This is a genomic window from Croceitalea sp. W27, assembly GCF_055693185.1.
On record NZ_CM146327.1, the window covers coordinates 309,368 to 324,056 of the forward strand.

A 14,689-nucleotide genomic window follows, 5' to 3' on the forward strand; every position below is an offset into this window, starting at 1 on the left:
TTAGTATTTGTTGTATATACGTTACTATTCAAAAATCGATTACGGCTATATGTTAATTTTTGTTAAAAACAATAAAACACAGCCCAATCGCTATGCCAACAAAATTGCGCTAAATTGATTTATTAGGGTATCTAAAACGCTATAAATTTTAACGCATACGCTAATAGTCCATTAATTCGAGTAAAGTTTCCTCGAAACGTTTTTTGGGAAGATAATCGGCCTCTAAGTTTGCTGCGAAAGGGATAGGAGTCTCTAAGCTTGTAACCCTTTTTACAGGGGCATCAAGATACTCAAAGCAGTTTTCCATGACCAAAGCCGAAATATCACTTGCAATGCCGCCAAATAGGGAATCTTCTTGAAGAATGATAAGCCTGCCCGTTTTCTTTACGGATTCATAGATCGTATCTACATCAAGGGGTTGAAGTGTTCTTAAATCGATGAGTTCCGCATCTATTTCAGGATGTTTTTCAAGTGCTTCCAAGGCCCAATGTACTCCAGCACCATAGCTCACAATACTTACCGCGTTGCCAGTTCTTAAAATACTGGCTTTGCCAAGGGGTAATGTATAATAATCATCGGGAACATCGCCATAAACACTTCTATACAGCCCTTTATGTTCAAAAAACAATACAGGATTCGGGTCGTTAATAGAAGATGTTAGTAATCCCTTGGCATCTTTGGGGAAAGCAGGATATACGACCTTAAGTCCTGGAGTTTTGGTAAACCATGCCTCATTAGTTTGAGAGTGAAACGGACCAGCGCCAACTCCGCCTCCACAAGGCATACGAACAACTACATCCGCATTCTGCCCCCAACGATAATGAACTTTGGCCAAATAATTCACCACGGGATTAAAACCAGAGGTAACAAAATCGGCAAACTGCATTTCAACAACGGCTTTCATACCATTGATGGATAGCCCCATAGCTGCAGAAACAATCGCAGATTCGCAAATAGGGGTATTTCTTACCCTACTGCGGCCAAATTCTTTTGTAAAACCTTCGGTTATTTTAAAGACCCCTCCATATTCCGCAACATCTTGCCCCATTATAATGAGTTCGTTGTGGCGTTCCATCGACTGTCGCAATCCGTTAGATATGGCATCTACAAAACGAATATTTGAAGTATTTTCAGAAGGCTTAACTATTTCATTGTCAAAACTCTGATACACATCACCTATTTCATTACTTAATGTTGATGAAATCGGCTCTTCATTAAAGGCCAACTCTAGATTCGAGTTGATTTCTTCCGTTATTTCTGCTTTCAGGTTTTCTATGTATGCTGAGGTCAGTACCTTTTTGTCTAGCAAAAAAGCCTCATAGTTTGAAATAGGGTCTTTTTTTGCCCATTTCGCCATTAATTTTTCTGGCACATATTTCGTTCCGCTTGCTTCTTCATGTCCGCGCATCCTAAAGGTTTTAAACTCCAAAAAGACCGGTCGCGGCCTCTTTCGTATGGCCTTGCACAGTTCGCTTACTTTAGAATAGACCTCAAGAATGTTGTTCCCTTCAATGATACGGCACTCCATGCCATACCCTTTGGCCCTATCGGCCAGATGCGCACAATTATATTGCTCGTTCGTTGGGGTCGAGAGCCCATAACCATTGTTCTCAATACAAAAAAGCACTGGTAAATTCCACACCGAAGCCACATTCAATGCCTCGTGAAAATCTCCCTCGCTTGTAGCGCCTTCTCCCGTAAAAACAGCGGTTACCCGTTTCTTTCGTCGTAAAGAATCCGCTAGGGCAATACCATCGGCAACACCAAGTTGCGGACCTAAATGTGAAATCATGCCGACTATTTTATGTTCTTGACTACCAAAATGAAAACTTCGGTCGCGGCCTTTGGTAAATCCGCTAGCCTTGCCTTGCCATTGGGCGAACAATCGATTTAAGGGAACCTTCCTAGTCGTAAAAACACCAAGGTTTCGATGCATCGGAAGAATGTATTCTTCATTCTTTAAAGCAGAAGCGACACCCACCGAAATCGCTTCTTGACCGATACCGCTGAACCATTTCGAAATTTTACCCTGACGAAGCAGAATAAGCATTTTCTCTTCAATCATTCTAGGCTTAAGCATTCGCTCGTAGAGCTGAATTAGGACTTCATTATCAAAATCGCCAATATGGTATCGCATATAAAAAATTTCAAGCGGGTTAAAAGTAATAAAAAGGTCAGATGCGGTCTAATTTTTAAAATGGTTGATTGAGATTTCTTAAATTTGAAACTCTTAAACAAGCTACCATGAGCGCAATACCAAGTGTAAATTTAGAGGACTTTATATCAGAAGACCCAAATAGAAAAAAGAAATTCACCAATGATATCGGCGCAGCTTTTGAAGATATTGGTTTCGTTTCACTTAGCGGGCATTTTCTGTCCGAGGAATTGGTCAAGAATTTATACGATGAAATCAAAAAGTTTTTTGCACTGGCACAAGAAATAAAAGACTCTTATGAAATTGAAGGCATAGGGGGCCAGCGAGGCTATACCTCTTTTGGTAAGGAACATGCCAAAGGGAGAAAAGAGGGAGACTTAAAGGAATTCTGGCATTTTGGACAATATGTGGAGAACAATCCTAAATTGGAAGCAGAATATCCGGATAATGTTACGGTAAAAGAACTTCCAGAATTCAACGCTGTAGGTAAAGAGACCTATCAGATGTTAGAGAAGACCGCAAAATACGTTTTACGCGCGTTGGCCTTACATCTCGATTTGGAGGAAACCTATTTTGATGAATGGATCAAAAATGGGAACTCTATTTTACGCCCAATCCATTATCCTCCGATAACCTCAGAGCCGAAAAATGCGGTGCGTGCAGCGGCACATGGCGACATTAATCTTATTACACTTTTAATGGGCGCCCATGGAAAAGGTTTACAAGTCAAAAATCATAAAGGCGAATGGGTCGATGCGATAGCTCGGCCCGACCAACTCATGATCAATGTAGGAGATATGCTTTCTAGACTGACCAACAATAAATTAAAATCCACCATTCATCAAGTGGTAAATCCACCTCGGGAATTATGGGGAACTTCACGATATTCCATCCCGTTTTTTATGCATCCGGTTAGTGAAATGCCCTTAAATTGTTTAGAAGATTGTATCGACGAAAATAATCCAAAACAGTTTGAAGATATCACCGCGGGAGCATATTTACATGAGCGTTTAATCGAACTAGGCTTGGTAAAAAAATAAGCAGATGGATATTAGTGACCAGCTCAAAAATTTATTCCCAGACCATGTCCCTGAGGAATCCAACACCCCAGAGCCTGAAAAACCGGACTACTGGTTGCAAGATGCACCGATTATCTGTAAATACGAAAAACGAAAAGGCAAGCCAATAACCATTTTAGAAGGGTATACCGGCGCAGATGCAGACTTTAAGAAGTTGGCAAAAGAGCTGAAGTCCTATTTAAGCGTCGGCGGAAGCTTTAAAAACGAAACAATTATTATTCAGGGGGATTATCGCGACAAAATCATGGATTTCTTAAAACAAAAAGGGTTTAAAGTGAAAAGGGTCGGCGGATAATTTGCCGATGGTTGCGTTTAAAATTGATTTTATCGATAATCTGTTAAATTTTTCGGTCAAACAACGATGTTTTGCCGGAATAATTTTTCTCTTTTTCGTTTAAATACTACATTTAGAATTCCTAACTAACGTAAACTACACTGAAGATGAAATCACTGTTGCACATTACCAATGGAGACAGTTTCACTGAAAAGTTACAATCGTTACCCCTTAAGGGAGATATTATTACCTGGCGCGAAATGCTTTGCGAAGGTAAAACCCTTAGTAGCGTTGGTAGTGAATCCTTTTGGAAAACCCGTTTTGAATTTTTGAACAAGAATTATAAAGTATCGAAATCTTGGTTTGTTGAAAAAACCTTAAAAGAGTATCGGTCCCTTTGTAATCATAAGCAGCAAGACCAAATTGTACTTTGGTTCGAATACGATCTTTTTTGCCAGATCAATATGCTTGCTGTTCTAAGTTGGCTGAAAACACATCGCAGACATGCGGAGATTTCTTTGGTCTGTAGTGGCAAAGAAGATGAAACGGACAGATTATACAGCTTAAATCAGCTGAGCGACGAACAACTGGTCGCTTTATACGAGAAACGAACAATACTTTCTCAAGATGATATCGAATATGCAGATTATGTATGGCAGTTGTATTGTAGCGACAACCCAATTCGTTTAGAAAACCTTACGGATTACCAGAACTATAAGTTCGATTATTTATCAGATGCTATAAAAGCGCATTTACAGCGCTTTCCTACCATTAAGAACGGACTTAATAGCGTTGAAAACCGGGTATTACATCTTGCGGTCGATGAAAAATCCAGCTCACGTCTAGAATTCATGAAAAAAATTCTTGGCAATCAAGGCTTTTATGGTTTCGGAGATGTACAATATGAAAGAATACTTACTACTATGAAGCCTTTGATCAGTTCTTTTAGCCCGGTTCGTTTGACCAAAAAAGGGAAAGAGGTACTTCAAGGAAAATCAAATTATTATGCAGAGATACGTGATAATGAGGCATATTTGGGTGGCGCGTTAAAGTATAATTTCTTGTATAACAGTGCTTCTGAAAGAATTTTAAAATTATAGTATGCCATTAGCAGCTTCTGAGCTGATTCTTAATTCAGATGGCAGTATTTATCATTTAAACCTACTTCCTGAAGATATTGCGGAAACAATTATTACAGTGGGTGACCCCGAGCGGGTTCATGATGTATCAAAACATTTCGATGTCATTGAAGTAAAAAAAGGAAAACGTGAATTTCACACCCATACGGGTATTTTAAACGGAAAACGCATCTCGGTAATCTCAACCGGTATCGGAACGGACAACATCGATATCGTTTTTAATGAATTGGATGCCTTGGTCAATATTGATTTTGGCAATCGTGAAGAAAAGGACAAAAAAACAACACTCAATTTTATACGCATCGGTACATCTGGAGCTATTCAACCAGATATCGACATCGATTCTTTCTTATTAAGTGCACATGCCATCGGTCTAGATGGATTAATGCATTTTTATAATTGCTCTGATGAGCAGAATACTACTTTAGCATCAAAATTAAATAGTTATTTAGGCTGGCAAAATCGTCATATTACGGCATATGCGTTCGACTGCGATGATCTTTTGAAAAATAAGCTAAATTCAAATCGTATACGATTTGGAACCACGGTAACCAACGCGGGTTTTTATGGTCCACAAGGTCGAGGACTTCGTCTAAGTCCAACATTGAAGGACTTTCATCAAAAATTAATGGCTTTCAATTTTCTGGATAAAAAAGTAACCAATTTAGAAATGGAAACCGCTGGAATTTATGGCTTAGCATCTATCTTGGGGCACCGAGCGGTCTCTATGAATGCTATTTTGGCCAATCGGGCTACAGGTGAATTTTCTAAAAATCCAGCTAGAACTGTTGAGCAGCTTATTCAATACTGCTTAGAAAAAATTTCATGAAATTCGCAATAAAGTTATAATGAAAAAGGTCAGTATCATCGGGGTACCCGAACATTTTAATCTACCATGGCATTTAGCCATTGAAGAAGGTGCTTTTGAAGAAAGGGGTATTGACCTCGAATGGACAGATATCCATGAAGGAACGGGTAGAATGGCACAAATGTTGGCAGATGAAGAAACCGACATGGCCATTATATTGACCGAGGGTATCGTAAAAAGTATCACAGACGGAAATCCTTCGCGAATAGCTCAGGTATACATTCAATCTCCGTTATTATGGGGTATTCATGTAGCTGCAAACAGTGATTTTAACACTATTGACGACCTAGAAGGCTCAAGAGCGGCAATAAGCCGATACGGTAGCGGCAGTCATCTAATGGCATATGTACATGCGAAACAACAAAACTGGAGCACTAAGAACCTTAAGTTTGAAATCATTAACAATCTTCAGGGTGCTGTGGCAGGTTTAACAGAAAATGAAGCGGATTATTTTATGTGGGAACATTTCACTACAAAACCACTGGTGGATAAAGGTCTTTTTAGAAGATTAGGGGACTGCCCTACCCTTTGGCCCTGTTTTGTAATCGCAACGACCAATAAATTTGCCTCAGATCAACCCGGTGCGCTAAAACATATCTTAGAAGTCATAAATTTATATACCGAAGAGTTTAAACTGATACCGAGTATCGATAGAACATTGGCAAATCGTTATGACCAAAAACTAGAGGATATTAAAATTTGGTTGTCAAAAACGCATTGGGGCCAATCACAGTTGACACCGGACATCCTTAAAAAAATTCAGGTCCAACTTTTTGAGTTGGACCTGATATCTGAAATTAAGGACAGTAGTGCTTTATTGACTTAGTTTTTCGGCGTAATGTTTTCCTATTAAGGCCCTGAATTTTTCATCTGACAACGGCTTTTCTACCGTGTCTTGCACTAGTGGGTTTTCTTTGGCCTTTTTTGCAATTTTATCGGCATCAAGACCGGTCAAAATAGAAATGGTAACCTGTTCCTTGAATTTTGCATCAAAACGCTGGTTGAATTCTTCTAAGAATTCCCATCCATCCATAATCGGCATCATAACATCTAGCACTACAAAGCAAGGCCCTATGGCCTCAATATCGCTATTCTCTAAAAATTGAAGTGCTTCCAAACCATTTACTGCTGTAACAACATCGATGGTATCATCAATCGCTTCTGCAAAGTACTTGTTAAGCAAGTTTGTAGTATCGTCATCATCAACTAACAAAATTGTATTTGGCATATTCATATTGTAAGAATTTTAATCATTTTAGTCAAGAAAATAACGCATGATTTCTTAAGATATTTTAAAAACTGTAAGATTTTAAAGATTTTACCAGTCTATTTTTTCCTTATCCATCTTTTGTAGTAAGCCATTTGTCTTACTAAAATGTTGATTTCCAAACCAAAGTCCTCTGTTTGCACTTAATGGTGAAGGATGTCCCGACGTTAGAATATGGTGCTTCGCTGTATCGACCAAACCGGCTTTTTTCTTAGCAAATCCGCCCCAAAGCAGAAAAACCAAGCCTTCTTGTTCTTTCGAAAGTGTTTTGATAACGGTATCGGTGAACTTCTCCCAGCCTTTTTTCTGATGGCTTCCCGCTTGATGGGCTCGAACGGTCAAGGTCGCGTTTAAAAGGAGTACCCCCTGTTCTGCCCACCGCTCTAAATTTCCACTTTTTGGGTACTCTTTGCCGGTATCGACTTTAATTTCCTTGAAAATATTACTTAATGATGGTGGATGCGGCACACCATCTCTAACCGAAAAACATAAGCCATTGGCTTGATTCGGTCCATGGTAAGGATCTTGCCCAATAATCACCACTTTGGTTTCGTGAAACGGACAATGGTCAAAAGCTGAGAAAATCTCAGAACCTTTAGGATAACACCTATGATTTTGGTATTCACTCTTTACAAAGGTGGCAAGTTCATGAAAGTAGGGTTTCTCAAATTCTGCTTGCAAAAAAGGTTTCCAACTTGGCGCAATGGAGACGTTCATCTAAAGGAGTTTTTACAAATTTACAGCTTGCTGTAATTTGTTTTTGAAAACATGAATAAATTCTAATACTTTAGATGAAGATACCTATTGACCGATTTATGAAAGTAGCCTTTAAAACGCTTTATCTTAAAAAGTTATATCCATTGCGCATAAGCCGGGGCGTTCGTGATGGGCAATCTAACCTATATGTTTCTGTCACCGATGGTAAACATACCGGATGGGGGGAAACTTCGCCCGGAACATCCGAAGGAGCCTCCAGTCCTGAAGAAGCACAACGGCAGTTGGAAAGTTTTTTAAAAACACACAAGGATTTAAGTTCCGTTCAGGACACCTATGACGATGCCATGCTGGCGGGAGTAGCTCCCTGCGCCCTTGCAGCACTAGATATCGCCCTGTGGGATTTAAAAGCAAAAAAAGCGCAACTCCCTTTATATGAACTTTTGGGTTTTTCAAAATCAAAACATGCAACTTCCATTACTTTGGGTATTATGAGTCCGGCAGAAGCTAAAAAACGTTTACCGCTCATCTTAAAAAATCAGGGAATCAAGACTTTAAAAGTGAAATTGGGCAGTAATGATGGTATTGAGGCGGACAAAGCCATGTATACCGAGGTATTGAACTACCATCAACAACACCCCATAGCGATTCGAGTAGACGCCAATGGCGGATGGACTTTAGATGAGGCAAAACATATGATGCATTGGTTATCTGAGCGCAACTGCGAATACGTAGAACAACCTTTAAAAGAAGGGCAAGAACATGATTTGCCAGAATTGTATAAAGGCCGCCCTTTACCCATATTTGTCGATGAATCCTGCAGATTTGCTCGCGACATCCCGAAATGGGCGCACGCTGTAGACGGGGTGAATATGAAGTTAATGAAGTGTGGTGGAATTACCGGTGCATTACGAATTATAGCAACGGCAAAGGCTTTTGGTCTACAAACTATGATTGGTTGTATGGGCGAAAGTTCCATTTCCATAGCTGCAGGAGCAGCAGTTTCAGGTGCCTTAGACCATATTGATTTAGATTCTCATCTGAATTTAAACCCAGACCCTTGCGAGGGAGCTCCGCTTATTAATGAAATTACCATGCCCTTAGCTATTCCTGGGCATGGGGCTAAATTCAAATCTGTATAAACTATGTTCGTTACTAGCCAAAGAATAGCCCTATTTATGGAGGGGGCGTTGGATTCTGACTCGGGAAAAATGGGTTTTGGACTGATGCGTTTTTCAAAACACCCTATTGTATGTGTCATCGATTCAAAATTCGCCGGAAAAACGGTTAAAGAAGCCGTTGGCCTTCCGTATAACATTCCGGTAGTTGCCACAATTGATAATGCTGTTCAAAAAGGAAGTGAAATTCTAGTTCTAGGTATCGCTCCTTCCGGGGGTAAGTTTCCGACTTCGTGGGAAGCACCTATCTCCGAAGCTTTACAAAAAGGACTTTCCTTAATCAATGGATTGCATGATGATTTAAATGCACGTTTCGGGCATTTACTTAACACTAAGGCAGACCAAAAGATTTGGGATGTTCGCAAACCTAAGGCCAACTACCCTATTGCAACGGGTAAGGCCGCGCGGCTAAACAACAAGCGAATCTTAATGATTGGCACCGATATGGCTGCTGGTAAAATGACCACGGGCCTAGAACTGTACGCTGAACTGAAAAAACAAGGAGTGAAAGTAGGTTTTGTACCCACTGGCCAAATTGGCATCACCATTATGAGTAGCGGAATACCTTTGGATGCCATTAAAGTCGACCAAGCAGCAGGAGCCGTACAAGAAGCTGTTTTAGAACATTCGGATAAAGAAATTGTCATCATCGAGGGGCAGGGTTCATTGGCGCATCCCGGTAGTACCGCTACCCTGCCCTTGATACGTGGAGCGCAGCCTACACATATGATTTTATGTCACAAAGCGGCCTATTCCCATCTGCGAGAACCTGTTTCACACATCCCCATTCCTCCCTTAGATGAATTCATTGCGTTAAATGAAGCGCTAGCCGAGGTTTGCGGTTCGCAAACCAAAGCAAAGACTATTGGCATTGCTCTAAATACTACAGGTTTATCGGAAGAAGAAGCTTTAAACAGCATCAAAGAAACGGTTAAGCTCACAGGACTGCCAACAACCGATGTGGTTCGCTTCAATGTTGCCGTTTTGGTCGATGAAGTTCTGAACTGTTAAAAACTATACTGAAAGAATTCAGGACACTATCTACAAATTCATGCTCTAAAAACCGAGATTTGTAACAGCTATACCATCAATCATGAGCAAAAAAACATATTTATTTAGCATCGTATGCACCTTCTTTGTACTGTTTTTATCATGCAAATCGAGCAATAGTCTTGTAAAGGGCACTCCGATTACCAACTCCAAGGCGGCTCAGCAAAAACCCTATCTCATCTTAATTTCGCTGGATGGCTTCCGTTGGGATTATGTGGAACGTTTTCAGCCCCCCAACCTAGTTGAATTTATTAAAAACGGAGTCCAGGCGGAATCATTAATTCCCGCTTTTCCATCAAAAACATTCCCAAATCATTATACGATTGCCACTGGCATGTATCCCGATAAGCACGGTATCATAGGAAATTCGTTCTATAGTTATAAAAAGGACAAGTTGTACCGATTAGGAAACCGCGAAACCGTTGAAGATGGCACTTTTTATAGCGGAACCCCTATTTGGGTAGCAGCGGAAAAAGAGAACATGGTTTCGGCCAGTTTTTTCTTTGTAGGCACGGAGGCCGATGTTCAGGGGATGCATCCCTCCTACTATTACACTTTTGACAATAAAATACAGAGCGACGTTCGGGTAAATCAAGCTTTGGATTGGTTGGCCATGCCCAAAAAGAAAAGACCACATCTCATCACCATTTATTTTTCTGATATGGACAATACCGGGCACGATTACGGGCCTTCAAACGATGAAAAAATAAAGGAGACCCTCTACGCTTTGGACAAACATTTGGGCGACCTGTTCAAAGGGGTGAAACAAACTACCTTACCGGTCAATATCATCATAGTTTCCGACCATGGCATGAAAGATATAGCCGTTAATAACTATTTGCCCATTCAAGCCGTTGAAAACCCTTCGCTATATAAAACCTTGAATAATGGAGCTATCGTTAATATTCACCCGAACGACAATAGCCAAATCGATTCGATTCATACCTATCTAAAAACGAAAGAGCAAAACTTTAAGGTCTATAAAACTGAGGATACCCCAGGTTTTGAGCATACACCACAAAACGAAGACTGGGGGAAACTACAAGTGTTGCCAGATATGGGCTATTATTTCACCTCTCAAAAACGAATAGAAATGCTATTAAAGGGTGACAATAAGAATTTTGGGGTTCATGGCTATGACCCCAATCTAAAAGAGATGCATGGCATTTTTTATGCTAATGGTCCAGCCTTTAAGAATGGTTACATCACAGATGCTGTGAAGAACATTCATATTTACCCGGTAATGTCTAAAATTTTAGGTTTAGAAATTCCAAATGATATCGATGGTGATTTAAACAAACTAATAGATGTGCTAAATGCAGCGGATTAAAAGGCTTTATGTGGTTTCTTGCGTGAATAAGTTTATAAAAACAGCCTTTGAGAGTTGATAGACCCCATTTAAGTCATTTAGGATTATGAAAACGAAATACCCTCAATTCTTCGGTAGTGCTTCGCCTTCCATCCACGGTGCGCCTGCATTAACCAAATCCTTTGCCAACTGCGATAATTTCCCTTGACTCATTTCCAATTGTGACTGTGATGAACTCAATTGCCCATTGATCAGCTGTAAAGCGTTTTGATGATTCGCCGTAGGACCATATGTTGAATGATCAATTCCAATTTGTAAAGAAAATAATCTACCACCGACTGTCGGCCTCGTTTTTTCTCCTGGTTCTACTTTCGATTTTTCACCGTTTAGCGCTTGGTCAATTTTCAGAAGTTCCATTCGTACTTCAGCCAATCGATTATCAAAACTACCTGCTGCTGTAGGCGAATAATCCAATACTTTTTTCATGCGTTCGGCACGGGTCAAAGAATTCATTAAACTCATTTGAATAGCAGAATGCGAACGCACGGCATCTTCATATTGTCGCCAAAAAGCAGCCACTTCTGAATGCGGTGCACCTTCCAATGCACCTTTGCGCAATGGCACCACCTCAAATTCTATCGATTGGGACAAGGCTTTTACCACTCCATCCACTTGTTGAAAAAGCGAAGCGGAATATGTTCCTGGTGCAGCCATCAACGCTTTTGGGCTATCGTCCCACATGGGCGCTGGAGGTTCAACCATGGAAATAGCATTAGGAGAAGGATATCTTAGATCCCAAGCAACTCTATGAAACCCTTTTTTGGCCGTACCGTCTACGCGTCTGACAACAGTCCTATTTTTATCTTTGATTTCAATCCATATTTTAGGTGAATTTTCCATCCGTTCTGCCTCTAAGGCATCCCAACCGGGAAAAGCGATATTCTCTTTGTTTTTCTTTTCTTGAGCGGAACGAATTTCCTGTTTTGTTTTTAAATCATCTTTCAAATAATAGGTAAAGACAGCTCCAAACGGAGGATTGTCAGCTACAAAATGGTCAGCTCCCTGATCCCCTTTTTTTCCTTCAAAACCGAGCTGCCCTCTTAGGATATACCACCATGCTTTTCGAGTTGAAAACAAAGTAGCGTCATTTTTTAAAACTTCATCATTTACTTCTCGTAGTACACTTATATCATCAAAAACATAAAAGCTTCTTCCAAAAGAGGCCGCAACTAAATCATTTTCCCTACGCTGAATAGCCAAATCCCGAAACGATATGGTAGGCACACCGCCTTGGAGTTTTATCCATTTATCGCCAGCATTAGGAGAAAAATAAATACCAAATTCAGTTCCCGCAAACCACAAATCTTTTTTTTCATGGTCTTGAACAAGACGCCAAACCAAATTCCGTTTAGGCAAATTATTTTGAATGGACTTCCAAGTTTTACCACGATCTGTACTCTTTAATATATAAGGTTGGTAATCGCCATACTTATGATTATCCATAGCTACATAGACCGTATTAGCATCATGTAAATCTGCTTTGATATCATTGATATATGGAAGTCTCGGCATTTCTTTAATGCTAGACACTTCTATTTTGCGCCAAGTTTTCCCATAATCTTCTGTTACCTGTATCAACCCATCATCGGTGCCTATGTATATTAAATTTTCATCAAGCGGTGATTGAGCGATAGAAGTAATCGTGTTGTAATTGGACATTGCGTTCAAATCCCACGCATTATCCCAACTTTGTTGTTTTCCCATAATCGGTAACTCTAAACGATTTTGGTCACGTGTTAAATCTCCTGATAAGGTGCGCCAGTCATCGCCACGATTATCAGAAACCCAAAGTCTTTGCGATGCATGAAAAATTCGTTCTGGTGCATGGGGACTTACCAAAATTGGGGCGTCCCAATTATAGCGTTCATAATCTTCATCTGCTCCAGGTTGCGGTTGAATGTCCATCACCTCACCGGTAATCATATCAATTCTGGACAAGGTTCCTTCCTGACGTTGTCCGTACATAATATTGGGATTACCTGGCTCGGTAGCTGGTTGGTGTCCATCCCAGTCCAAGACTACTTTCCAGTCTGAATTTTGAATACCATGTATGTTGTCCGTTCGAGAAGGACCGCCCTCAGTGGAATTGTCTTGTGTACCTCCGTAGATATTGTAAAAAGGTTCGGCATCATCAACCGCCACTTTATAAAATTGCGTTAAAGGAAGATTTCCCATAAAACGCCAATTATCGGCTAAATCAAAAGATTCGTAAACACCTCCATCTGTACCCATCAATAAGTAATCAGGATCGTCTTTTCTGAAAGCCAAAGCATGATTGTCAGAGTGTTTATGTTGTTCCTTCATGCGACGAAAACTTTTCCCGCCATCTTCGGAAATCTGTACCCTTACATCCAATAAATACAATCTATCAAATTGATGCGGTGAAGCATACAACTCTTGATAATAATGTGGTCCTGTTGCACCAGATACCGCATCAGACATTTTCTTCCAGGTCGAGCCACGATCTATCGAGCGATATAAACCGCCCTTTCGTCTGTCTAATTCGATAGCAGCATATAACACATCAGGCTTTTGAGGGGAAATCGCTAAACCGATTTTTCCCATATTCGATTCAGGCAAACCCGTTTCGAGTTTTTCCCATGTCTCACCGCCGTCTGAACTTCGATACAACCCTGTACCAGGACCTCCACCCATATAGGCAGCTACAGTTCGATGCCTATCCCAAGTTGCAGCATACATTTGGTCAGGATTTCGAGGGTCAATAACAATATCGGTTACACCTGTCCATTCAGAATTTCCTAAAGTCCGCTTCCAAGTTGTTCCACCATCGATAGATTTATACAATCCTCTTTCACCGCCTTTTGTCCAAAGCGGACCTTGTGAGGCCACCCATATCACATCCGAATTTTCAGGATGAATAATAATTTTCGAAATATGGTTAGAATTTTTCAGACCCATATTTTTCCAATTTGCTCCTCCATCATCACTTCGATATACGCCATCGCCAAATGATAAATGACGGCCACCTACATTTTCTCCAGTACCTACCCAGACAACATGAGGATTATTAGGGTCAATCGACACACAGCCTGTGGCAAAGGAAGCTTCTTTATCAAATATAGGATTCCAAGTGACTCCAGCATTTACTGTTTTCCAAACTCCTCCTGAGGCCACAGCGATATACCACGTATTATCATCTTCAGGGTGAATAGCAATATCTGCTATTCTACCAGACATAAACGCAGGTCCTATACTTCGTAGTTTTAGGCCTTCAAAATTTTTGTCTGACCAAGGTTTGACTGTATTATCTTGGGCAAAAAGAAAAGTTGAACAGAGGAAACATAGCAGTAATGTGAAGAATTGGTTTCTCATGGTTTGGTTTTTTTATGAAAAAGCGATTAGCTCAAACTTAATGAATTATCATAGAATGATCACAGTGGTTAGATTTAATTTGTTGTTATGTGGTTTCTGGGATAGCGATTCAAGCGAAATAACTTGACTATTCTACTGACGGCTAACTTTACCCAACTTTATGCCATATTTTTGGTTACGGCAGATTGATACTCATGTACCATTCCATAACGAAACCATAGCCAAGCCGATAACGAAACCCAATTTTTCACTTCCTTTTAGTA

Annotated in this window: 12 protein-coding genes; 8 read left to right on the top strand and 4 right to left on the bottom strand. The window is 40.3% G+C overall.

All coding sequences use genetic code 11. The annotated features are described in order from the left end of the window. Positions 1 to 160: 160 nt before the first annotated feature. Positions 161 to 2,137: an alpha-ketoacid dehydrogenase subunit alpha/beta gene (locus ACZ1GR_RS01500; protein WP_472610503.1), complete on the bottom strand. Its 1,977-nt coding sequence runs from the start codon at positions 2,135 to 2,137 to the stop codon at positions 161 to 163. A 107-nt stretch (positions 2,138 to 2,244) separates the two neighbouring features. Here ACZ1GR_RS01500 and ACZ1GR_RS01505 point away from each other — a divergent pair, with 107 nt between their 5' ends. The 5 genes from ACZ1GR_RS01505 to ACZ1GR_RS01525 all read left to right on the top strand — a co-directional run bounded on the left by ACZ1GR_RS01505 (position 2,245) and on the right by ACZ1GR_RS01525 (position 6,341). Then, positions 2,245 to 3,195, top strand: a complete 951-nt coding sequence (locus ACZ1GR_RS01505) for an isopenicillin N synthase family dioxygenase (protein ID WP_472610504.1) — start codon at positions 2,245 to 2,247, stop codon at positions 3,193 to 3,195. Between the two features lie 4 nt (positions 3,196 to 3,199). After that, entirely contained in the window at positions 3,200 to 3,529 is a 330-nt protein-coding gene (locus ACZ1GR_RS01510; RefSeq protein ID WP_472610505.1) for a translation initiation factor, read from the top strand. Positions 3,530 to 3,675: 146 nt separating this feature from the next. Continuing rightward, positions 3,676 to 4,608: a DUF1835 domain-containing protein gene (locus ACZ1GR_RS01515; RefSeq protein ID WP_472610506.1), complete on the top strand. Its 933-nt coding sequence runs from the start codon at positions 3,676 to 3,678 to the stop codon at positions 4,606 to 4,608. Position 4,609: 1 nt separating this feature from the next. Then, positions 4,610 to 5,476 carry a nucleoside phosphorylase gene (locus ACZ1GR_RS01520; RefSeq protein WP_472610507.1) on the top strand — a complete coding sequence of 289 codons (867 nt, stop codon included), beginning with the start codon at positions 4,610 to 4,612 and terminating at the stop codon, positions 5,474 to 5,476. A 19-nt stretch (positions 5,477 to 5,495) separates the two neighbouring features. Beyond that, positions 5,496 to 6,341: a substrate-binding domain-containing protein gene (locus ACZ1GR_RS01525; protein ID WP_472610508.1), complete on the top strand. Its 846-nt coding sequence runs from the start codon at positions 5,496 to 5,498 to the stop codon at positions 6,339 to 6,341. Here the strand turns inward: ACZ1GR_RS01525 and ACZ1GR_RS01530 are convergent. Together ACZ1GR_RS01530 and ACZ1GR_RS01535 are read right to left on the bottom strand one after the other, a co-directional pair. Then, on the bottom strand, positions 6,330 to 6,743 hold the full coding sequence (locus ACZ1GR_RS01530; protein WP_472610509.1) for a response regulator: 414 nt from the start codon (positions 6,741 to 6,743) through the stop codon (positions 6,330 to 6,332). The two genes, ACZ1GR_RS01525 and ACZ1GR_RS01530, sit on opposite strands and share 12 nt — an antisense overlap. Positions 6,744 to 6,833: 90 nt before the next feature. Next, positions 6,834 to 7,499: a uracil-DNA glycosylase gene (locus ACZ1GR_RS01535; protein ID WP_472610510.1), complete on the bottom strand. Its 666-nt coding sequence runs from the start codon at positions 7,497 to 7,499 to the stop codon at positions 6,834 to 6,836. A gap of 74 nt (positions 7,500 to 7,573) precedes the next feature. On the opposite strand from ACZ1GR_RS01535, the gene ACZ1GR_RS01540 reads away from it, so the two are divergent. From ACZ1GR_RS01540 to ACZ1GR_RS01550, 3 genes are all read left to right on the top strand, one after another. Beyond that, positions 7,574 to 8,638, top strand: coding sequence for a dipeptide epimerase (locus tag ACZ1GR_RS01540; protein WP_472610511.1), 1,065 nt, complete (start codon positions 7,574 to 7,576; stop codon positions 8,636 to 8,638). A 3-nt stretch (positions 8,639 to 8,641) separates the two neighbouring features. Continuing rightward, positions 8,642 to 9,685, top strand: a complete 1,044-nt coding sequence (locus tag ACZ1GR_RS01545; RefSeq protein WP_472610512.1) for a DUF1611 domain-containing protein — start codon at positions 8,642 to 8,644, stop codon at positions 9,683 to 9,685. A gap of 82 nt (positions 9,686 to 9,767) precedes the next feature. Then, a complete protein-coding gene (locus ACZ1GR_RS01550) occupies positions 9,768 to 11,054 on the top strand; it encodes an alkaline phosphatase family protein (RefSeq protein ID WP_472610513.1) in 1,287 nt (428 codons plus the stop codon). A gap of 102 nt (positions 11,055 to 11,156) precedes the next feature. Here ACZ1GR_RS01550 and ACZ1GR_RS01555 read toward each other — a convergent pair whose 3' ends face one another. Then, positions 11,157 to 14,426 carry a WD40/YVTN/BNR-like repeat-containing protein gene (locus ACZ1GR_RS01555; RefSeq protein ID WP_472610514.1) on the bottom strand — a complete coding sequence of 1,090 codons (3,270 nt, stop codon included), beginning with the start codon at positions 14,424 to 14,426 and terminating at the stop codon, positions 11,157 to 11,159. Between the last annotated feature and the right edge of the window lie 263 nt (positions 14,427 to 14,689).